This is a genomic window from Nakamurella sp. UYEF19 (assembly GCF_040546275.1).
Classification (GTDB): Bacteria; Actinomycetota; Actinomycetes; order Mycobacteriales; family Nakamurellaceae; genus Nakamurella.
Genome location: NZ_JBEPNO010000018.1, coordinates 93,278 through 112,182, shown reverse-complemented (window position 1 = coordinate 112,182; position 18,905 = coordinate 93,278). Strand labels below are relative to the sequence as shown.

Annotated in this window: 22 protein-coding genes and 1 pseudogene; 13 read left to right on the top strand and 10 right to left on the bottom strand. The window is 65.5% G+C overall.

Features of this window, described 5'->3' with window-relative positions; translation table 11 throughout:
- Both ABIB25_RS21005 and ABIB25_RS21000 read left to right on the top strand, forming a co-directional pair.
- The coding region (locus ABIB25_RS21005) for a hypothetical protein (protein WP_354530469.1) at positions 1-269 on the top strand (269 nt) is incomplete at its 5' end.
- Positions 270-597: 328 nt separating this feature from the next.
- Complete coding sequence (locus ABIB25_RS21000; protein ID WP_354530468.1) at positions 598-1,143, top strand: hypothetical protein; 546 nt, start codon at positions 598-600, stop codon at positions 1,141-1,143.
- Positions 1,144-1,404: 261 nt separating this feature from the next.
- Here the strand turns inward: ABIB25_RS21000 and ABIB25_RS20995 are convergent, their stop codons facing one another.
- Entirely contained in the window at positions 1,405-2,898 is a 1,494-nt protein-coding gene (locus ABIB25_RS20995; RefSeq protein WP_354530467.1) for a TlpA family protein disulfide reductase, read from the bottom strand.
- Entirely contained in the window at positions 2,891-3,499 is a 609-nt protein-coding gene (locus ABIB25_RS20990) for an RNA polymerase sigma factor (RefSeq protein ID WP_354530466.1), read from the bottom strand. Before ABIB25_RS20990 ends, ABIB25_RS20995 begins: the two co-directional genes overlap by 8 nt.
- A 353-nt stretch (positions 3,500-3,852) precedes the next feature.
- Between ABIB25_RS20990 and ABIB25_RS20985 the strand changes: the two genes are divergently transcribed.
- On the top strand, positions 3,853-5,094 hold the full coding sequence (locus ABIB25_RS20985) for a phosphotransferase (protein WP_354530465.1): 1,242 nt from the start codon (positions 3,853-3,855) through the stop codon (positions 5,092-5,094).
- 164 nt (positions 5,095-5,258) lie between these two features.
- Here ABIB25_RS20985 and ABIB25_RS20980 read toward each other — a convergent pair whose 3' ends face one another.
- Positions 5,259-5,708 carry a hypothetical protein gene (locus ABIB25_RS20980; RefSeq protein ID WP_354530464.1) on the bottom strand — a complete coding sequence of 150 codons (450 nt, stop codon included), beginning with the start codon at positions 5,706-5,708 and terminating at the stop codon, positions 5,259-5,261.
- Between the two features lie 425 nt (positions 5,709-6,133).
- Positions 6,134-6,664, bottom strand: coding sequence for a hypothetical protein (locus tag ABIB25_RS20975; protein ID WP_354530463.1), 531 nt, complete (start codon positions 6,662-6,664; stop codon positions 6,134-6,136).
- 92 nt (positions 6,665-6,756) lie between these two features.
- Between ABIB25_RS20975 and ABIB25_RS20970 the strand changes: the two genes are divergently transcribed.
- The 4 genes from ABIB25_RS20970 to ABIB25_RS20955 all read left to right on the top strand — a co-directional run bounded on the left by ABIB25_RS20970 (position 6,757) and on the right by ABIB25_RS20955 (position 8,612).
- Positions 6,757-7,005 carry a hypothetical protein gene (locus ABIB25_RS20970; protein WP_354530462.1) on the top strand — a complete coding sequence of 83 codons (249 nt, stop codon included), beginning with the start codon at positions 6,757-6,759 and terminating at the stop codon, positions 7,003-7,005.
- Positions 7,006-7,146: 141 nt separating this feature from the next.
- On the top strand, positions 7,147-7,410 hold the full coding sequence (locus ABIB25_RS20965; RefSeq protein ID WP_354530461.1) for a hypothetical protein: 264 nt from the start codon (positions 7,147-7,149) through the stop codon (positions 7,408-7,410).
- Between the two features lie 71 nt (positions 7,411-7,481).
- Positions 7,482-8,156, top strand: a complete 675-nt coding sequence (locus ABIB25_RS20960; RefSeq protein WP_354530460.1) for a GNAT family N-acetyltransferase — start codon at positions 7,482-7,484, stop codon at positions 8,154-8,156.
- A 120-nt stretch (positions 8,157-8,276) separates the two neighbouring features.
- Complete coding sequence (locus tag ABIB25_RS20955) at positions 8,277-8,612, top strand: hypothetical protein (protein WP_354530459.1); 336 nt, start codon at positions 8,277-8,279, stop codon at positions 8,610-8,612.
- 580 nt (positions 8,613-9,192) lie between these two features.
- Here ABIB25_RS20955 and ABIB25_RS20950 read toward each other — a convergent pair.
- On the bottom strand, positions 9,193-10,461 hold the full coding sequence (locus ABIB25_RS20950) for an MFS transporter (protein WP_354530458.1): 1,269 nt from the start codon (positions 10,459-10,461) through the stop codon (positions 9,193-9,195).
- Positions 10,462-10,692: 231 nt separating this feature from the next.
- The gene (locus ABIB25_RS20945; protein ID WP_354530457.1) at positions 10,693-11,130 is read right to left on the bottom strand and encodes a GNAT family N-acetyltransferase; all 438 of its coding nucleotides are present in this window, start codon (positions 11,128-11,130) and stop codon (positions 10,693-10,695) included.
- 400 nt (positions 11,131-11,530) lie between these two features.
- On the opposite strand from ABIB25_RS20945, the gene ABIB25_RS20940 reads away from it, so the two are divergent.
- The 4 genes and pseudogenes from ABIB25_RS20940 (at position 11,531) to ABIB25_RS20925 (ending at position 13,134) form a co-directional block, all read left to right on the top strand.
- Positions 11,531-11,791, top strand: coding sequence for a ribbon-helix-helix protein, CopG family (locus ABIB25_RS20940; RefSeq protein WP_354530476.1), 261 nt, complete (start codon positions 11,531-11,533; stop codon positions 11,789-11,791).
- Positions 11,788-12,027 carry a toxin gene (locus ABIB25_RS20935; RefSeq protein ID WP_354530456.1) on the top strand — a complete coding sequence of 80 codons (240 nt, stop codon included), beginning with the start codon at positions 11,788-11,790 and terminating at the stop codon, positions 12,025-12,027. The genes ABIB25_RS20940 and ABIB25_RS20935 overlap by 4 nt, the downstream gene beginning before the upstream one ends.
- Positions 12,028-12,244: 217 nt before the next feature.
- Positions 12,245-12,412, top strand: a pseudogene (locus ABIB25_RS20930) (recombinase family protein); the annotation flags it as partial.
- A gap of 104 nt (positions 12,413-12,516) precedes the next feature.
- Positions 12,517-13,134: a CG0192-related protein gene (locus ABIB25_RS20925; RefSeq protein WP_354530455.1), complete on the top strand. Its 618-nt coding sequence runs from the start codon at positions 12,517-12,519 to the stop codon at positions 13,132-13,134.
- An 89-nt stretch (positions 13,135-13,223) separates the two neighbouring features.
- On the opposite strand, the gene ABIB25_RS20920 is transcribed toward ABIB25_RS20925, so the two are convergent.
- The 3 genes from ABIB25_RS20920 to ABIB25_RS20910 form a co-directional block, all read right to left on the bottom strand.
- Positions 13,224-13,910, bottom strand: coding sequence for a DNA polymerase III subunit beta family protein (locus tag ABIB25_RS20920; RefSeq protein ID WP_354530454.1), 687 nt, complete (start codon positions 13,908-13,910; stop codon positions 13,224-13,226).
- Positions 13,889-14,122: a MerR family transcriptional regulator gene (locus tag ABIB25_RS20915; protein WP_354530453.1), complete on the bottom strand. Its 234-nt coding sequence runs from the start codon at positions 14,120-14,122 to the stop codon at positions 13,889-13,891. Before ABIB25_RS20915 ends, ABIB25_RS20920 begins: the two co-directional genes overlap by 22 nt.
- A gap of 310 nt (positions 14,123-14,432) precedes the next feature.
- Positions 14,433-15,152 (bottom strand): SDR family NAD(P)-dependent oxidoreductase, encoded by a 720-nt coding sequence (locus ABIB25_RS20910; protein WP_354530452.1) that lies wholly within the window; start codon positions 15,150-15,152, stop codon positions 14,433-14,435.
- A 192-nt stretch (positions 15,153-15,344) separates the two neighbouring features.
- Here ABIB25_RS20910 and ABIB25_RS20905 point away from each other — a divergent pair, with 192 nt between their 5' ends.
- Both ABIB25_RS20905 and ABIB25_RS20900 read left to right on the top strand, forming a co-directional pair.
- A complete protein-coding gene (locus tag ABIB25_RS20905) occupies positions 15,345-15,887 on the top strand; it encodes a TetR/AcrR family transcriptional regulator (RefSeq protein ID WP_354530451.1) in 543 nt (180 codons plus the stop codon).
- Between the two features lie 166 nt (positions 15,888-16,053).
- Positions 16,054-17,292 (top strand): IS4 family transposase, encoded by a 1,239-nt coding sequence (locus ABIB25_RS20900; RefSeq protein ID WP_354530450.1) that lies wholly within the window; start codon positions 16,054-16,056, stop codon positions 17,290-17,292.
- Between the two features lie 608 nt (positions 17,293-17,900).
- On the opposite strand, the gene ABIB25_RS20895 is transcribed toward ABIB25_RS20900, so the two are convergent.
- A complete protein-coding gene (locus ABIB25_RS20895; protein ID WP_354530449.1) occupies positions 17,901-18,686 on the bottom strand; it encodes a hypothetical protein in 786 nt (261 codons plus the stop codon).
- Positions 18,687-18,905: the final 219 nt, after the last annotated feature.

The following is an 18,905-nucleotide window of genomic DNA, read 5'->3' as shown; positions in this document are numbered from 1 at the left end:
GCGGTCTGGCCCTGGACGTGTACGAACCGAGCAGTCAGGTCACCTTGTCGTCACTGCAGCCACAACTGAGCAAATTCGCACAGAATTTTGCTGGGGGTGTCGTGACGCAGGTCAGCGGCGTGGCAGACAAGGCCGAGTTCGCGTTCCCCGTCCTCGCCGTGGCCGCGGGCAACTATGTGTTCGAAGTCTGGAACGCAGGCGAGATAGGAGACAGTGCCGGTGCAGTCGCCATCGCAAAGAAAATCGCGGCAGAACTCGCCTCGAAGTGACCTCAGGTGGCGAGCTCCCTGCCGATCAGCAACGCACTCGTCTACGCGATCTGCAGCACAGACTCGTTGTGGCTACGGGCGTTCTTCATCTTGTTGGGTCGGGATTGGGACCTCTAGTCGCTCATCTGAGGCGTTCCGGTCGGGGATCCGCGAACGGGGACGAGAAGTGATCAGAACAGCTGCCGCTCGTCGGCCCACCACTCACGGGTCGAGTCGGTCGCGCGCAGCCCATCGCCGGGAATTGCACGCCCCCGGTTCAGGTCATGGGGAACCGACGAACACGGGGAGCGTCCACATGTCCAAAACCGGACCCATGATCTAGGTCAACATGAACCGATCCAGACCCAAACGTCATCTGGCCGCAGGAACGTTGGCTGCTCTGATGATTTTCGGGATCTCCGCATGCGGCGAAGCGGACACCATGCGTGGGTACAACCAGGACGGTTCACCCACCGTGGACTTCACCTCCGCCGTGTCGGACTTCCTGGGGGCAGTACATTCCTCCAACGCCGAACACCTCAACCAGATCGAAGACCCGTCCAGTTCGCCTGACGGAGTCAACACGTTGATCGCCGCCTATGCAGGGGCGACCCTCTCGGTGGCTACCTACGACTTCGACCACCCCGGCGACGGAGGCGTAGATGTCGACGTCGTCTGCGAGAATGGCGCGCGGGCAACATTTACGCAAGGGTTCATCGGCCGAGCCGGTACGTGGCGACCCGTCATCTACAACAAGACGGTCACCAGCCCCGACACCCACCAGCCCCTACCAGATGAAGCCCTCTCAGCCCCCATCGAGGCGGCCCCCACCGGTAAGCCTGGCAATCCACCAACAGTCACCTACTACATCCACTACCCGCCCTGTTCCGGTTAGCCCACCGCCACCGGCTGGCAGATCCTGGTGCATCTGAGGCTCACCCGCCGACCCCCGGCGACGCCCGTCGGCGGAAACCCGTACACCCAGGCGTGTCGACGGCCGGTCGCGATTGGACGCCGATCAGTTACGTCGATCGGTCACCTGTTATCGATCGGCGATCGGTCGCGGACAGATGTGGTGGCCCCGGACGACGCGCCGGCGATTCAGACAGGCCGTATGCCGAGCAGTCAGCGCAACACGGGCTCAGGCTCCCCGGGTTCACTTCTCTTTCAGTAGCGTCCCGACGACTGTGCCGAGGTCGGCGTGGGTGATTTCGTGTAGCCAGACGTGCGCGACGCGGTGCTGCCGGTCCAAGACGATCGTCACCGGTAGCGAGCCCGCTGATTCCCCTGAGATCGCCTGCCAGCTCAGGTCTGTGGGGTCGAAGATTGATGGGTAGGTGATGCGTGAAGTGGCGTTGAAAGCGATGGCGCCGCTGGTGTTGTCTTTCACGTTGATGCCCAGGAACTGGACGTGGTCCGGGTCGAGCGCGGCGGATGCGAGCCGGAGTTCATCGGCTTCGTCGCGGCAAGGGGAGCACCAGGATCCCCAGAAGTTGATGACCAGGATCTTTCCTGGGTAGTCCGAGGTCGCCAAGGTCTTGGATCCGGTCAGAGCTGGACCGGTCAGGGTGGGTAGCGGGCGGCGTTCACCGGTCGGATAGCTGAATTCGGTCTTGCCGGTTTGCGGGGCGTAGGTGAAAAGTGCGGCGCCGGTAACGATGTCGCTGAACGGGGCGATGGTCAGCCCCGGCGTGGTGGCCAGGGTCGTCAGCTGGGCCAAGGACAGCGGAGGTGCTCCGGTCGCACTCATCCCGGGGCGGGACGGTGTGTCGTCGGCGCCGACCCGTTCGTCGGACACTCGCAGCATCGAGCAGGTGCCGTTCTTCTGGAAGGCGGTCACGACCAGGACGATCCACGTGGTGGTGCTGGTCGTCGCCGAGCCCGTCAATTGCCAGATGACGGTTCCGTCCTTCTCGGTCTGGGTGCGGTCGAATCGGCCGGTCACACAGCTTTGAGCGTCGGCGGCGCGGAACATGCTGACCTTAAGGTTCCCGTCGCCGGCCGCGGTGACCAGTCGCCCACCAGCCTGCGCATCAAGCATTCCCACCTGCGGGATCGCATCGCCTGGGTTCAGCTGATCCGGGAAGGTCAGGTTGCCCCACTCCGAGCCTTTGAACATGCAGGTGCCCGGGGGCAGTGCCGTCTGCAACGCCATGCTCAGCTGCGCGGCTTTGGCCGGGGAGTACCAGGTCGTCGCCGGCGAGGCACCGGGGCCGGCAAGGGTCGGTGTGTCGTTCGGCTGGGCATCATTGGCAGTGAGGTTGTGGGTGGCGCACGCCTTGGTGCTCAGCGGGGCGCCGGTGCTGGCCGTTAGTGCAGGTGCGGAGTGGAACAGGGCCAGTGGAGCGGTGACCGCGACCGCGACGGCCACTGCGACCGCCGTGATCAGCAGGGCGGTGCGGTGACCGTTGAAGCGACCGGGCCGGCGGCGCACCGGCCGGGTTTCTGTCTCTGGGCGCACCTGGGAGCCTCCAGCGCTGGATAGCAGTGGGGCGGCGGACATCTGCTGGATGTGGATAGCTGTCTGTCCGATCCGCGTCGTCACACGGGTCAGGCTCGCCGGGTCGAGGGGGCTCTTGGCCAGCAGATCGCCGAGCGCCCGATCCAGGTCGTCATCAGACCAACGGTCGGGGGTTCCAGACTTAAGCATGACGAATTCCTTTCAGACCAACTTGGGCAGCGGGCGACGCGGTGACCGCGGATTCGGACAGCTGGTCAACACCCTCTGGCGGGGTGGGGGCACGGAGCTTGCGTCTGATCCGGTGCAGCCGCGACCGCACCGTCGCCGCAGTCAGACCCAGCGCCTCGGCGACTTCGGATGGACCAAGACCGGCCCACGACGTGAGCAGCAGAACGTCCCGGTCCACGGGGGAAAGGCTCAAAAGCCGGGGCACCAGGCGCGCCACAGCGGCTTCAGCGTCCAACCGGTCGTCGACCGCGTCGGCGTGCGACTGATCATCGGCGCGCTGGGCGCCCGCCCTGACGACCACCCGCAGATAGCGCACTTCACGGCGGAAGTGCTCACGGACAGCGTTGGAGGCGATGCCGAACAACCACGCCCTGCCGGTCCCCCGGGCATCGTCGAACATGTCCCGGCGCCGAATCGCGACGATGAACGTCTCAGCGGTCAGATCCTCCGCCGCGGCAGCGCCGACCCTGGCGGTCAGATACTGCAGCAGCGCAGCACCGTGATTCCGGTACAGATCCGCCACCCACTGCCGCCCGGCGTCGCCAGGTCCATCGTCCGACATCGTCATATCTTCTATTGGCCGGACAGCCCCGCGGCGTTGCATCAGGCCGGTGCCGCGCCACACCGCGTCCTGCCTCGGCCCGACGGGACCTAGCTGTTGCCAGTCGTCTATTCATGACGCAGAACCCCAGCGACAGCCACCCAATGATCTCAGCGGAGCGCGCGGTCAACATCGATGCTGTCGCCGCAGCAGGATCGTCCTACGGTCACCAGAAACCCGCCTGCGGAATCCGACGACAAGATCGCGGGTCGCACGATCGGGGATGGCGTCGCGGGACCGCCGAAGTCGGAACGAGCGAGACCCCGCGATGTTGCTGCCTCGGCGTTCCCTGGTGGTGTGGCACGGTGCAGGGCGTGGAGACCCAGCACCTGCTTGTCGTGGACCCGGCCTGTGGTTACGAGTTGGTTGGCCTACCGCACCCTCCGCAGGACCTAACCTGTTTCGCCGAGCTGGTCGCGGTCCTGGGACCCGGCCGGGAAGTCGACCCGGCTGGTCCGCCGTTACGCGAGCACGGCCACGTGCTGCATCGGGTGCGCGGCTCGGTGGAGGGTTACCCGCCGAGCGTTCCCGACGAGCTGGCATCGCTGGTGTCGGCTGCTCTCCGGCAGGAGCGAGACGGGCCGATCCCGGCCGCGCGTGCCCCCTGGTGCCGCCAGGGGTGGTCAGCAGAAACCACAGCATGGGTCGACGAGATATTGGAACAGCGCGGTGCGCACCGGACGGGACCTTCGACGGTGATGAAGTCGTGGGGCCTATCGCACGTAGAGCGCATCCCCACCAGCCAGGGCATGCGCTATCTCAAAGCCTCATCCGCGCTGTTCGCCCACGAGCCCGCCATCACCGCTTGGCTCGCCGGGGTCGTCCCGGCCCTAGTGCCCGAAGTGCTGGCCATCGACGAAGAGCGGGCATGCTTGCTGATGAACGCCCTCCCGCCCGCGGAACCGGCACGGACGGTCGAACAGGAGAGGGTGGCCACGTGCACCGCCATGGCGCAGCTGCAGGTGGCGGTCGCGGGCCTGCACGAGGAGCTCCGCGCTACCGGGGCACCTGAGCGTGGACTGGCGAGCACCGGCCGAGAGCTCGCCGACATGCTGCGAACCGGGATAATTGCCGGACAGCTGGACGGCCGGCGGCGCCGGGAGCTGGAGGACGGTCTGGACCGGGCCCTTGCCTTGCTCGACGAACTGGCGGCATGCGGACTGCCCGACGTACTGGTCCATGGGGACCTTTACCCCGCCAACGTGGTGGTCGCCGCCGACGGCGCTGTGGTCTTCGACTGGTCGGATGCCTGCGTCGGACAACCGGTGCTCGACCTGGCGCACCTGTGCGCCGTCCGACCCCGCACCGCGCGGCCCGACCTGGACTGGGACGCACCCTGGGTGCAGGCGTACCTGAAGCCGTGGCGCGAAGGTTGCGCGGAGTCAACGCTGCGCCGGGCACTGGAGCTCGCGGATGTGGCCGACCTCGCCTTCCAAGCCGTCACCTACCAGCGGATCCAAGCCTCGCTGGAACCCGATGCACGCCAGGATACGAACCTCACCGGCGCCACGTTGCGGGCCCTCAACTTCTTGGTGGACAACCTCCCAGCCCGATGAGCTGTGCACCAGAACTGGGCCAATCCGGCGGTTGCTCCGCACATCCGGCCGGCCGACGAGGTCAACTGGAGGCGATGGTCAAGCGCAGTCCGCGGGTGACCGATAGCCGATCGGTGACCGGTGGCGATGGGGCAGCGCACCCCATGGACAAAGAGCAGTGCTAACTAGCCAAGCTCACTTTGCCGGAGTTGGCGCTGCCTCTCGAGTTGAGCGACAGCCTCAAGCTCAGCATCGCCGAAAACCGACTGTCGGGCCAGCCGTATCCAGCCGCCACTGCCGTTCAGCAACACGCCAACTCCTTGACCCTCTCGGGCTTCGAACCTCTGGATCTCTGACCACGTCAGTCGGGTGATCATGTAAACGCCCCTCCATCGACCAGCACCGTCCGCGTCACAGCGAATCCCTGAGGACGCCGTGATGACCATGTCGATCAAGAGAACTATGACGAAGACCCAGAGACCATTGGTCACCTGCCATGATGCTGGCGCCACGACGATCGCCACCACACCGACCACGGCCACCAGTCCGGTGATCATGACGTCGCGCTTTTGCGATGGGTAGCGCAGGAGATACGCCGGCTCGACGTTGCCTGGGTTACCCAGCCCGTTGCTCACAGGCGGACTATCACACACTGCACCTGCACCGCGACCCCCGCTCGAGGGAGCCCACCCTCCCCCCGAACACCGAGCCCCGAGGGGTTGGTCGGTCACTCTCGCGAGCCGTTCCTCAACGGGATCGGTCTGCGGGCAGTCGGCCGAGACCAGGTTGGTCCGTGTTTGCTGAGCCGGCCGTTCAGGTCATTGTCGTGAACGGCGGTTCGAGCTCGGTCAGTCGACTCTGATCGAACGCTCCAAGACCCCCTTGCGGACGTGTGGCTCACCTTCGGCGTCGACGTGGTTCGTCGACTCGTTTCCTGGCCGCGGCGACCTGCATTGGTCTTTTCAGATGCGCCTGCGCGCCAAGCCAACAACGCCGGTGGGCGGCTGGTCGACAGGCCGAGCCCGGCCGAAGCGGCCCGGCATTGGGGGGGGGGTGAGCGTCAGACGCAGGAGTAGAGACCTGAACCGACGGTGACCCAGGGACCGACGAAGTTGTGGCCCTGCGCGTTGACGATGTAGCGGACATGTTTTCCGTACCACCCCGAGGTGTTCGAGGTGGAGCGCTCGTTGCCCAGGCTGCCGTTGTAGTGGTAGCTGGAGTAGCTGGGGGTGGCGTTGTACGTGACTCTGTGCCCGTTTATCCAGGGAGCGCTGGAATTGCCGACCTGCATGTAGAACACCAAGTTGTGTGCGCGAAGGGTGCGACCGTCGGTGGTGCGAAGCGCAACGATGGGGGAGTCGAAGATGACGTATCCGTCCCGCGGGGTCTGCACCCATTGGGTGTACGACTGCATCTCGAAGCGGAGGCCCGCGGCCTGGTACCAGTTGTACCCGGTGGTCTGGGAGCAACCGTATGGGGTGGAAGCGGAGGCGGGCTGTGCGGTGGCAACGGCAACGACGGCGCTGCCGGTCAGTAGGCCCAGTGCCAGGAGCGGGGTGAGTAGCAGCTTGGTGCGAAGTTTGGTGAGCAACGGGATGCTCTCCTTCCCTGGTGATGGATCGGTATCTGGTGGCCGTCTGTAGGTTTACTACAGATTTGAGCCAGGGAACTGAAATGCGCGAGATGAGCGTCACCCAGTCCGTCACCTTCAGATCAACTGTCTGCCAGTGGAAGGCCGACTGGTGCCGCGGCGACACCTTCGGCGGCCGTCACCGCAGCGGGATCCCGGACCGGTCGGCGTTCGGCTACCGGGGCAGCGGGCAGGCGATGAACATGACGAGTGCGTCGATCAATGATCCCGTTGTGGTGATGGTCGTCGATGGTGTCGGCGCGCTGGTCCACGGCGCGTTGCGCCGAGCTGACTTCCCGTGATCTTCAGGATCGGGAGGGTCATGGTGGCCCGGCCCATTGGACCGACCGCGACGTCCGGCCCTTTTGTGCACGTGGGAGCAATCATCGGACGGCGGGTTGATGCTCAAACCCAATCGGGGGGCTGACGGGGAGGTTGAGTTGATGAACAGTGGCAGCAATGTCGAGATGAGCGCTGATGATGCTGCAGCACTCGCCCGCTTGGAGCGCCGGTCGCGGGTGCTCTTGAAGTTCTTGCGGTGGTTCCTGTTCAGCTTGGCGATCCTCTACCTGGCCGGCCTGGGCTTGCACGGTGCATTTCGTGTCGTAGTTCTGGTCCTGGAGAGTATGGCGCTCGTCGGCCTTCTCGTTGCCGGTGCGGCCTGGCTGGTGACGGCTCGGGGGAGGCACCGGCTTGATCCGGATTGACCGATGCAAATCTGGACTGGCGTGCCAGCGTTGGTTCCTGCTGCGGGATGGGTGACCGGTCACTGTTCGGCTTGCGGTACGTCGAGATCGTCGGCGTGATCGTTCGGGATGGGCGTGGCGTACCGGAACACCGACGCCTCTTTGAGGCTGTGGGCTATTCGTCAGAGAATGAGCTGGTGAGAATCACGGTGCACCCCGCGACCGCGCAGCGTTGGGACGACATAGTCGCGGTCTTCGCAGGTCGGGGTGGCTCGACGTGCTGGTGTCAGCGATTTCGCCGGCCGGGCGGAACGGATAGGTCGACCGCGCTGCGCGACGAGATCGAGCGCGCCGATGCACCCGTCGGTCTAATCGCCTACGTCGGTGACGAGCCCGCGGGCTGGAGCCGAGTTGTCATGCGCACGTCGCTACTCGGGATCGCGGAGAACCGGGCCTTGCAGCGGCTCTACGCCCAGGACAACGCTGACCCCGCGTGGTGGATCAGCTGCTTTGCCGTACGGCGCGCACATCGCGGCGGTGGCGTCGGTGTGTCGTTGCTACGCGCTGCGACGCAGTTCGCCAACAGGCAGGGCGCCGCCGTTCTCGACGGGCATCCGGTCGATGTCGACCGACTGAGCGCACGCCCGTCGCCCGCAGCCGTATTCACAGGAACCATGTCGATGTTCACGGCTGCCGGCTTCCACGAAATCGGACGTACCTACCCCTCGCGTCCTGTGATGCGCCACCTCCTCGAACGGGCCGGTTAACGATCGCTGACCGGTCGGCGTCCGCCCCTCCTCCTTGGCGGCTGGCCCCAGCATGGCCGGGGGCCACGATTCCCTCTCCCACGTGCTGTGCTGTCTGGCATGTCAGAACGGTTCCGGGGCTTGAGTAAGCAGGAGCAGGCGGCCTGCCTGATCGCTGAGCGTGTGCTCGGGGTTGTCGCCGAACCGTGGGACGTCGGTGGGCGGCAAGGCGTCGTCGACTCGATGTTGGTCTACCCCACCGGCCGCCGGGCGGCGTTCGAGGTGACAGCACTCTCCGGCGACGGCGCGCTACAAACCGTTTCACTGCTAGGTCGGGACCAGTTCCGGTGGCCACTCCCAGGCCAGTGGACCTGGACAGTCGAGGTCGGTTCGCCGGCTGATCTGCCGCAGCTCAAAGGGAGGTACGCCCGGATCGCGTTGCTGTGCGAGGCCGCGGGACTGTCTCGACCTGAGTAGTTGTGGCAACGACAGATCGGCGTGAATCCGGACCCCGACATCGCCTGGCTGGTGGAGCACTCCAGGTCGGACATGGTCGGCCATCCCGAGCTACCGGCCGCAGATGGGAACCAAATTCGAAGTGCCGCGGTTCTTCCCGCATCCCGAGGCGGTGCCGTCGATGAATCGTTGACCGGCCTCCGAGAGGCTTTGGAAGAGGCATTCGCGGAACCGCACATGGTTCGCCACATGGACAAGACCGCCCGAGCCGACACCGATGAGCGCCACCTGTTCCTACCTGTGCATTGGAGCGCTCTGCCGTTTCCCGTCTTGTACGGGCTGTTGGACGCCGGAGATACGCTTCCCCCCGAACCACCGCCACTTCCAGCGGCCATCACGCATCTGTGGCTTGCTCCTGAGCTAGCTCGACGAGTGCTTCTGTGGGCACCGCACGGCTGGGAAAACCACTATCCCGACGACAACTAGCTGGCCCCGGCCCGCTCGGGCGATCGTTGGTCGATCGCTGACCGGGCACAGGTCCCGTTGTCGTTCAGGGAGGTCCAGGCAGGGGTTGTGTCGGCCGTGTGGCGATGCTGCGTGCCTAGGTCGTGTCGGGTTCACCCGGGCACGTCCCCTGGGGTGGGGCGTCGTCGAGGTGGGCGGTGCGGAAGCCGGTCTGGCTGAGCGCGATGACGGTGAGGGCGATGCCGGTGGCGCTGACGGCGAGGGCCACCCCCGGGCCGGCCCGGTCAGCCAGCAGCCCACCCAGTGGGGCCGCGAGAACGATCACGGATCGGTTGGCCGAGCGCATGGTGGTGTTCATCCGGCCCTGCAACCGGTCCGGGGTGATGGCCTGGCGGTAGGTGATGTCCACCGGCCCCTCCACGCCGAGTCCGAGGCCAACCAGGAGCTGCCCGGCACCCAGCAGGACCAGGGCCGCTTCGGGGGCGACCACCGCCGTGGCGATCACCGCGATGCCCGTGGCTTCGGCCAACCGTCCGGTGGCCATCGTGCCGAACAGCCCGACGTGGGCCGTGACCCGCGCCGAGGCGGTCACCCCCACCAAACCACCCACCCCGGCGAGGGCCAGGGTGATCCCGAGCGCCAGCGGTGAGCGTCCGAGCGTGGTGAGCACGAAGGGGGCGTAGACCGCACCGAGCACGCTGAAGAACAGGAACCACGCGTGGGTGCTCCACGCCAGCGGCGCCAGGGTGCGGTGCCGGTACACCCAGCGCACTCCCTCGACGAGCTCGCGGCGCAGGTGCCGCTGCTCCCGCTCGGGCACAAGCTCGACGGTGCGGATCGACGCGGTGAGCACCCCGGAGAGCAGGTAGCTGGCCGCGTCTACGAGCACCGCGAGCGGCGCCCCGAGCAGGGCCACGAGCAGACCCCCCAAGGCGGGCCCGGAAGTCTGCGCCGCGGCGTCGCTCTGCTGCAGCCGTGCGTTGGCCCGGGACAGCCCGGAACGGGGGACCAGGCGGGGCAGGAAGGACTGGTGGGCGGCGTCGTTGCCCAGCGACAGCAGACCCAGCACTGCGACGAGAACCAGCAGGGCGGGCAGGGTCAACCGGTCCAGCACGGCGAGCAGCGGGATCCCGGCGAGCACCACAGCGCGACCGAGGTCGGTGACCACCAGGACGGGGCGGCGACGTAGCCGGTCAGTGAGCACCCCCACGAGCAGCCCGACGAGCAGGTACGGCGCCCAGCGTGCGGCGTTGACCAGGCCCACCTCGGTAGCTGACCCACCCAGATCGTCGACCACCAGCACCTGCAGTGCCACGGTGGTCACGTAGGTACCGAACGCCGACACCGACGACGCCACCCAGAAGCGACGGAACCAGGACGACCCGTCGACGACCACGGTAGCCACTCGCACCTCCTGACCTCGTCATCCCCACGGGCGGATCCGAGCTGGTGATCTGGGAATCAGTACCGTCACCACGAGCATGCCAGGCAGGTCACCGGTCATCGACGACCGCAGCGGGATCCCGCTGCGGCTACGGCGTCGATGTTGATCCGAGCTGTTTGTCGGGTCGATTGGCTCCGGGTATCCCACTGTCAATGAGGGACAGGTGAAAGGGCGGAGGACCAGCAAGGCGGGTTAGATGGCGGGTCGAGGTGGCATCCAGTGAGCGGGTCGGTGCATCTCGATGAAGCCCAGTTGCCGATACGCCGACTGTCCGAGGTCACTAGCGGCGAGTGTGGCTGGCAGCTCGGGGGCGACAAGCAACGCGGCGGCGGTCAGTGCTCGGCCTACACCTCGCCGCCGTTCCTCGGGAACCACGTTGATTGCGGAGACCACGACACCAGAAGAGTGCCGCACGCTCAAGGCGGTCCCGATCGGGATCCCTCTTCGCCGGGCAAGGAACAGGGTGAGCCCGGGAAAGCCCTGGCTGTTGACGGGGTGCAGTTCACCGGGCACCGCCGATACACCGTTCGCGCGGAACGCTGTTGCCTCGAACAACAACGCATCCCGCTCCGGGGCAATCGTGATGTCCGCGGGACCTCCGAGGGTGCAGGGCGACGGCCCTCTGATCATCCAAGGGTCCGACGGTGTGGTGGTCCAGCCTGGGAGATCACCTGGCTCGAGGGCCGCCCAGCTATCGCAGATTATTCCGGGCTGTTGCTGAACCAAACCCGCTGGCAGGGCGGGGCGGGCAGTCAGTGTCACCCCGGCGAGCAGAAACCGGTGGGGCACCTGGGTCGACCATCCCAACCCCGGATCCGTGCGCCAAGCGCTACCGAGCCCGGCATAAGCACATCGCTGCCAAGCGGTCTCACCCGCTGCGCAGACAGCGATCGGATCTCCCGGCACCGCTCGACCCTATTCCGATCACCGATCGGTGACCGGAACACGATCGGCGACGAACGACAAGCCCGAGGCAACCGAGCTGGCTGGCCACTACCCCAACACCTTCTTTCCGTTATACGATATTGCGATGGATCAGGAGACAATCAACGGGGCCCCGGTCACCGAGGATCAGATCGCGGCATGGGCGGCCCAAGCGGAGCAAGGGTTCGACGTCGACGCGCTGAAGAAGCGCGGCCGCGGACGACCCGGACGCGGCGCGGAACCGTCCCAGGTCGTTGCCCTGCGGTTGACGGTAGACGAACTGGCCGCCATCGACGCCAGCGCTGCGCGAGCTCACAAGACTCGCTCGGAGGCAATTCGCGAGGCGTTAGCGGCCTATGTCGCGTGAGAGTTCACGACTCTGCGCGAAAGCACGGTATCGATCCCGAGGACGCCGTCTATGCCGCGACGTGGCCGCTGTGGACCGATGAACGTGACGAGGACAGCCCGGCCCAGCAGCTGCGGCTCGGGTTCGTCACCCGGGGCCGTCTCCTGGAGACCGTGGTCCTGGTCTTCGACAGCGGCGAAGAATTGGTCATCCATGCGATGAAGGCGCGCCCGCAGACGATCAGGCTGCTGCCATAACTCAACTGCGCCCAACCATCCGGTCCGTCCTCAGCTGGGCGCGGTGACCGGCTGAAGGACATCTTGCGGCGACCCGCACCCGCTTCCCCGGACAACCGCGTCGCGCGGGGATCCACTACCGGCATGGCGCAGTTCGGAGTGGGGTGATCGCATCGGCCCCGGCTGCCGCCGTGAGTCGCCGCTCCGTGGCGGCCCGGCCCGTCACAGGAGGTGCGCCATGGCGGCGCTTCTCATCGGGTACGCCCGCTGCTCCACCGACCAGCAGGACCTCACCGCTCAACACGACTCGCTCGCCGCGTTAGGTGTCGCTGCCGCCCGCGTCTACGTCGATCACGGCTTGACCGGCACCAACCCGGACCGCCCGGGTCTGCGGGAGGCGATGGCGCGGTTGTTCCGTTTGAGTCAGCCGAAACGGTCGAACGAGGCGGCACTTGGTTAGCGCCCTGGCGCGCACGTCCGGCGGCACGGTCCTACTGGAACACTGCCACCATGGCCGTTCACGTCTCAGCAACGATCGTGCCGGGCAAGCTGGAGCTCTTGCGGGCGTGGATCCCCGACCAGCCTTGGGCCGTCGGCGTGGACACCTCCTCGTTGACCCGGCTGGGCTCGTACCGCTTCGACGATCCCGCCGGAGAGGTTGGGATGGAAACCCATCTGCTCGGCACCGCTGACGGTCGCGTCCTCCAGGTCCCTCTGACCTACCGAGGTGCACCCCGAGAAGCCGCTGGGTCGACTCTGATCACCACGATGACGCACACCGTTCTCGGTCAACGGTGGATCTACGACGGCTGCACCGACCACGTGTACGCCACAGCGTTAGCCGCGACGATCCTTACCGGCGGCCGAGAGGCCGACCTGTACTGGAGCACCGAGGACGGGCTCATCCTGCAGCGCGGCGACACGCACGTGCAGGGCAGCAGCTCGCCGTCACGCGACCTGCCCACCTTCGACCGGCTGGTGGTCATCAACCAGGACACAACCACCCAGATGCGGGGCGACACGACACTGATCCTGTATCGGACGCCGAATCAGGGAACGGAGTCCGTCGGGCTCACCGGGATCTGGCCCGGCCAGGCTGTGCCCCTGCTACTGGCGGCAATCGGCTGAGCTGACGACGAACGTGAGCAGCGGATCGGTGCGCGGGACGCGCTGGCGATCGCGACGCGTCCCGCGATGAGGCATCTCCAGGCGCGAGGTCAGGCGGGCTGCTCCAGGCGGACGGGCATCAGGATCGACAGGACGCCATCTCGTTTTGGGTTGCGGATGGCCAGTGGTGCGATCGAGTCATCCAGGCCGAGGGTGAGTTGGTCGCCGGCCTCGAGCGCCTGCAGCAGAAACTCCCGGTTGACGCCGATCACGAGCGCGTCGGGGTCATCGGACGGGCCGACGTGCACTCCGCTGGAGGTCACGCTGAGTCGGCTGACCTCATAGGCGACCCCATCGTCGTCACGGGTGAAGATCTCGGTGCTGCCGGCCCCCAGTGCGGCCCGCAGTGCCCCCGCATCCACTGGCACTTCCCGGCGACCGAGGTCAAGCCAGCTGCGGTATGGCGGAAAGTCGACGTCAGGCACCTGCGCTCGGACGGTGACGCCGTCACCGGACAGGGTGATGGTGTCGCCATCCACGACGATGTCGAGCATGCCGGTGGGGTCGTCGGCGATCAGTTCGTCGACCGCCGCTGTGGGCAGCAACAGGTGCAGCTCCGTGTGCGCGGAGGTGGTCACCGTACTGGTGGTGAGTCGGTATCGGTCGGTGGCGACCAGCCGCAGCTGGTCGGGCTCGCTGTCCAGGAAGACCCCGTTCAGGCGCGGTTGGTCCGGGTCGTCGCAGATGGCGTGCCGGACGTCGCGCAGTGCTCGGATCAGTTCGGCGGCGGGCAGCATGAAGTGGCCTCGGTCGGGTCGGCCAGGACCGTTCTGATGTCGTCCAGCGGCAGGCCAACCCGGCGCAGATGCGCCACCAGCCTTGCCTTTGATACCTGACTCGACAAGTAGAAGCGGTATCCGGTGAATGGGTCGACCTTCGACGGCGGCAACACACCAGCCCCGTCATAGAAGCGCAGCGCACTGACGGGCAGCCCGCTGAGCGTCGCCACCCTACCGGCCGATGCCGAGCAGTTCGTTCTCCATGAGTGCAACCGCCCGTCTCAACCTGGTCGACGGTCAAGGCCCCAAGGTCGGTCCCCGACGTGCGCCTAGCGTCTGGCCGCCCGTTCCGATCATGCCGCGTCCAACGGCGTCGCCGAACATGGAAGCAATCACGCTGGGCGGGGCGACGTGGAGGTAAGCGGCTATCGGACAGGACACCAATCGTTGAGCTGCAGGGCCATGTGATTCTTTCGACGCGAGCCCGCCGAGGGACATTTAGTCAGCATCGGCGCGTGGGACATCCCCAGGGTCGGCCGATCAGCGTGTGCCGCCGTAGGCCGCTGGGACCAAGTCCATTCGGGGTTCACCGTTCGCAATCAGTTGCAGGATCGCGTCGGCGACCTGCTCGGGCGTGTCGAATTCTGCGCCGGCGGTCATGGCCTCGGCATCAGCGCGACCCGCCCGGATCGAGGTGAGGAACTCGGTGTGGGTGGCAAACGGGATCATGGTCGACACAATGATCCCTGTCCCGTCGAGCTCGTTCCTGGCAATCGCGGAAAGACGCTCGAGCGCGATCTTGGAAGCGACATAACCGCCGGTGCCCGGGATATCGGCAAAAGTCGTCCCCGAGCTGATGTTGATGACGGTACCTGCGTGTTGGTGACGCATCGTCGGCAGCACCGCCTGCATCATCGCCAGGGGCGCGATGAGGTTCAGTTCGAGGACCGCACGGAAGTCGTCCAGCGATATCTGCTCCGTCCGGGCCTGCAGTCCCTGACCAGCGTTGTTGACCAGGACGTCAATACGCCCGAACGCGTCAAGCACGCTTTGCACCAGCGAGCCGACCTGTGCCTGGTCGGTGACATCGCAGCGGATGGCGATGGCCCGGTCGAGTTCGTCCGCAAGGTCCGCGACCCGGTCCTCCCGTCGGGCGGCGAGAACCACCCGGGCGCCGGCCCGCGATGCGGCCCGCGCGGTGGCAGCCCCGATACCCGATGATGCCCCCGTGATCACGATGACTGCGTCTTGGATGTCCACTGATCCTCCTTCGCCACGACCGCAGTTCCGCGGCCTTCTACGACGTTACGCTACTGCTCAGTAGCGTAAGTGGTTGGGTTGGCCTACCCTGTTGATGTGGAGACCTCTGACACTGCTTCTCCAGTCGGCCGGGCCGGTACAGGCGGCCTGCGGATCGGCCGCCCGCGGGACCACTCAAGCGATGTGTTGATCTTGACCAGCACCCTCGACCTTCTCGCCGAGAAAGATTACGAGCGCCTCACTATCGATGAGGTGGCTGCCCGCACGGGCAAGGCCAAAACCACCCTCTACCGCCGATGGTCAACAAAGGAGGACCTCGTCCTCGCCGCGATCCGAGCCGCCGGACGTCCTCCCGAGGAGGATCGGCCGCCTGACCTCGGATCTCTCCGATCAGACCTGCTCGCTGTGATCGATTCCCCGTGGCTCGGAGGTCCTAGCCGGAGGCTATCGATCTTCGTGGGACTGGCCTCCGCTACCCGGAACTCGAAGCGCCTCGCCAATATCGTCCGCTCCGAGGTCACCGAGCCCTACGTCGAAATCTACCGACGCCTCCTTCATCGGGCGGTGGACAAAGGAGAGATCTCTAAGAATTTCACCGCGAGCGTCCCCGTGTTGGCCGAGGTCATCCCGGCGATGAGCACGCACCGGCTGAACACCAGCCGCGAGCCCATCCAGCGGGACTTTTTCGTCTCAGTGGTGGACTACGTCATTCTCGCCGCCCTCGGCGTCACGTAGTGCGCAACCGGTGCGGCCTCTAGCCTCAATGCCGTTCAGTTAAGGAATCAGGGAGGAATGGTCGCGTTCGGCGCCAGGGGATTTGATTGACTCGGCGATTGTGGGTCGTAGAGAGAGCCTGAGAGCCATTAGGGAATGGTGTGCCGGGTGTACGATCATTGGTTTAATGTCCGACTTCGATATTGCTTTCGGTGCCTCACCGACGTTGCCTGACGTGATCGGGTTGGGTGTGCTGACCCGGGTCCTGGATCGGGATACCGTCGATGATGTGCTGGGCAAAGCCGGGCGTCATCAGACTCGGGTGCGGTTGTTGCCGGCGCGGGTGGTGGTGTACCTGGTGTTCGCGTTGTGCCTTTTCACCTCCGACGGCTACGACGAGGTGATGAGGAAGCTGACCAACGGGTTGCGTGGCCTGCGAATCCTGTCCGGTGAAGGGAAAGTGCCGACACCATCGGCGATCTCGCAGGCCCGGACCAGGTTGGGCCACGAGGTGATGGGTCAACTGTTCGAGGCGGTGTGCGTGCCGGTCGCGACCAGGGCCACCGTGGGTGGGTTCTTCGGGTCGTGGCGGATCATGGCGATCGACGGGACCGTGGTGGATATGCCTGACACCGCCGACAATGCTGCCGAGTTCGGGTACAGCGGCGCCACCGGCGGCAAGCGCAGCGCGTTCCCGCAGGTCCGGATCGTCACGCTGGTGGAATGCGGCACCCACGCCACCGTGTGGGCCGAGTTCGATGCGATCAAAACGGCGGAGCGGACGTTGGTGAACCGGATGACCCCCCAGTTCGCTCCGGACATAATCGTGCTCGCCGACCGCGGGTTCTATTCCTACGAACTGTTCACCGCCTCGATGGCACCGGGCGCTCAGTTGTTGTGGCGGGTGTCCAACACTGTGGATTTGCCGGTGCTGGAGTACTACCAGGACGGATCGTTCCGGTCCGAACTGCTGCCGACCAGGATGAAAACTGCCGCGAAGGCCGGTCGGAGATCGGCGGAGGTCGATGCGCATCGGGTGCCGGTGCGGGTCGTGGAGTACATGGTGAAAAACCGGCCCGACAACGAGACGATCCGGTTGATCACCACCGTCGGTGACATCTACGACGGTCAGGCGCAGGACCTGGCCGCGCTGTATCAGCAACGGTGGGAACACGAACTGGTTTTCGACGAGATCAAAACGCATCAGATGAACGCCCAGCACCGGCAACTGCGATCGAGAACCCCGGACCTGGTGAAACAAGAAATCTGGGCGTTCCTGATCACCCACTACGCCGTCCAAGTGTTCATCAGCGAAGCCGCCGACGACCTCGGCGCCGACGCCGACCGGTACTCCTACACCAAAACGATCAACATCAGCTGCCGCCAGGTCTTGAACCAGGCGGCGTTTTCCCCCCTCACGACTTGACGCCGCCCACCACGAAACAATCCGCGACATCCAACAACGACCACTACCACAACGCAGATACCGGTCCTGTCCCCGACGAGTTCGCCGCATCACCATCCGCAACACCAACATCAAACGGGCACATCACAAAATCATCACCTACGACGGACCACCAGAAATCTTTGTGTTCAACCGGCCCGCCGCTTAACTGAACGGCATTGGGTTTAAGTCTAGTGTCGCATTGGAGGCTGAAATGGGGCACGGCTGCCGCTCTCTCGTACCGTCAGCGGAAGCGAGAAGCGTCTCAGCGCGGAAAGAATCGACCAAAGTAGGCTTGGCGGGGCGGCTCAGCCAAGTCGCCGGTGTTCGCTGCATCTGTGAAAGCCGTGACCGGCAGGTGACCGGTCGCCGATCTCGTTCCGGTCATCGTTCGCCTATCGGCCACGGCGGAGATCTTCTGCGGACGGGAGGTCCGAAGTAAAATCAGAAACTGTCAGGCGACGAATTCGTAAGGTTATGCATAATGCATCCAGTTCGGTGAACGGCGAGTCACGCCTCCGGGGTCCTTGGCTCGCACTGACGGTCAACCCCGAGAGGCCGGGCTATTCCTTCATCGCGGCCACTGCGGCTCAGTTGTTCACCCAGTACAGCCGTGCGACGCCGTCCTTGTGAAAGATCAGCGTCTGCGCCGGGGCGGTCACGGTCAGCGTGGCACCGGAGGCTGAAACTGTGAAGGCGGTGGCGTCGAACATGGCGCTGATGGCCCTCGGTCCTTGCCCCGCTGGCACCTGACTGCAGGTGTGCGGGGGCATCCCAGCGGAAGCGCCGATCCGCACAGTGGTGCCGACTGCCGAATAGTGGAAGGTTCCTCCACCGCACGTGTAGTCCCAGCCAATCAAGCTCGAGCTGATCTCGAACGATGCGGCCGGGAAAGCCCTGGTGTCGGTGGTCCCGCCGCCGGCGGTGAAGGAATCCAGGACCCAGTGGACGCCTTCGACCTGTTCCAGGCCCGGTTGCGAAGCCGTGATCGACGAGAGGTCGACCGACGAGCTGGCCGGGCCGTCCGAACTCTGCTTCGCGCTGGTGGTGGACGTCGAGGCATCCGTGTTGAGGCTGCCCAGGGGGCCGCCGTTGTGGAAAATCAGCACGAACCCTTTGCCGGCCATAGTCATCACTGTCCCGGAAATCGAGAGGGTGAACTGACTTTTCGATACGATCGTCCCTACTGCGGACACGGCGGCTAACTGTCCCTTGTCCGTGCCGGCGTAGCCGGCCCCGGTCGAGGTGACGTTCCCTGGGAAGCTCAGCTGTCCGCCCGTCAGTTCATACCTTCCGTTCATGTCGTTGATTCCGTCGCTCAGCACCGCCACCCCGCTGCTCATCAATTCCAGCGAGGCGTCGATGCTCGGCCTCACAGTTGTGCTGCCTTTCGGGCCATTGACCTCGGCCAGGATCCAGTGAATGCCGACTGGGGATGCCGAAATCGGTCCCGGTGGTCGATCCACCGGCGCTGTCGAAATGGGTGATGTTGATTTCGTTATCGGCGAAACTGGTTGCTTCGAATCAGTTCTGGATGACTCGGCGGCTGCTGTTGCCGTCGTGTTCAGAGGTGCGGTGGCTTGTTCGGCGCCGCG

Coding starts and splice junctions, on each gene's coding strand:
- ABIB25_RS20925 (WP_354530455.1), top strand. CDS start 12,517: ATGGCCGTTCACGTCTCAGCAACGATCGTGCCGGGCAAGCTGGAGCTC.
- ABIB25_RS21000 (WP_354530468.1), top strand. CDS start 598: ATGAACCGATCCAGACCCAAACGTCATCTGGCCGCAGGAACGTTGGCT.
- ABIB25_RS20945 (WP_354530457.1), bottom strand. CDS start 11,130: ATGATCAGAGGGCCGTCGCCCTGCACCCTCGGAGGTCCCGCGGACATC.
- ABIB25_RS20995 (WP_354530467.1), bottom strand. CDS start 2,898: ATGCTTAAGTCTGGAACCCCCGACCGTTGGTCTGATGACGACCTGGAT.
- ABIB25_RS20940 (WP_354530476.1), top strand. CDS start 11,531: ATGGATCAGGAGACAATCAACGGGGCCCCGGTCACCGAGGATCAGATC.
- ABIB25_RS20965 (WP_354530461.1), top strand. CDS start 7,147: ATGAACAGTGGCAGCAATGTCGAGATGAGCGCTGATGATGCTGCAGCA.
- ABIB25_RS20990 (WP_354530466.1), bottom strand. CDS start 3,499: ATGTCGGACGATGGACCTGGCGACGCCGGGCGGCAGTGGGTGGCGGAT.
- ABIB25_RS20920 (WP_354530454.1), bottom strand. CDS start 13,910: ATGCTGCCCGCCGCCGAACTGATCCGAGCACTGCGCGACGTCCGGCAC.
- ABIB25_RS20900 (WP_354530450.1), top strand. CDS start 16,054: ATGTCCGACTTCGATATTGCTTTCGGTGCCTCACCGACGTTGCCTGAC.
- ABIB25_RS20970 (WP_354530462.1), top strand. CDS start 6,757: ATGAGCGTCACCCAGTCCGTCACCTTCAGATCAACTGTCTGCCAGTGG.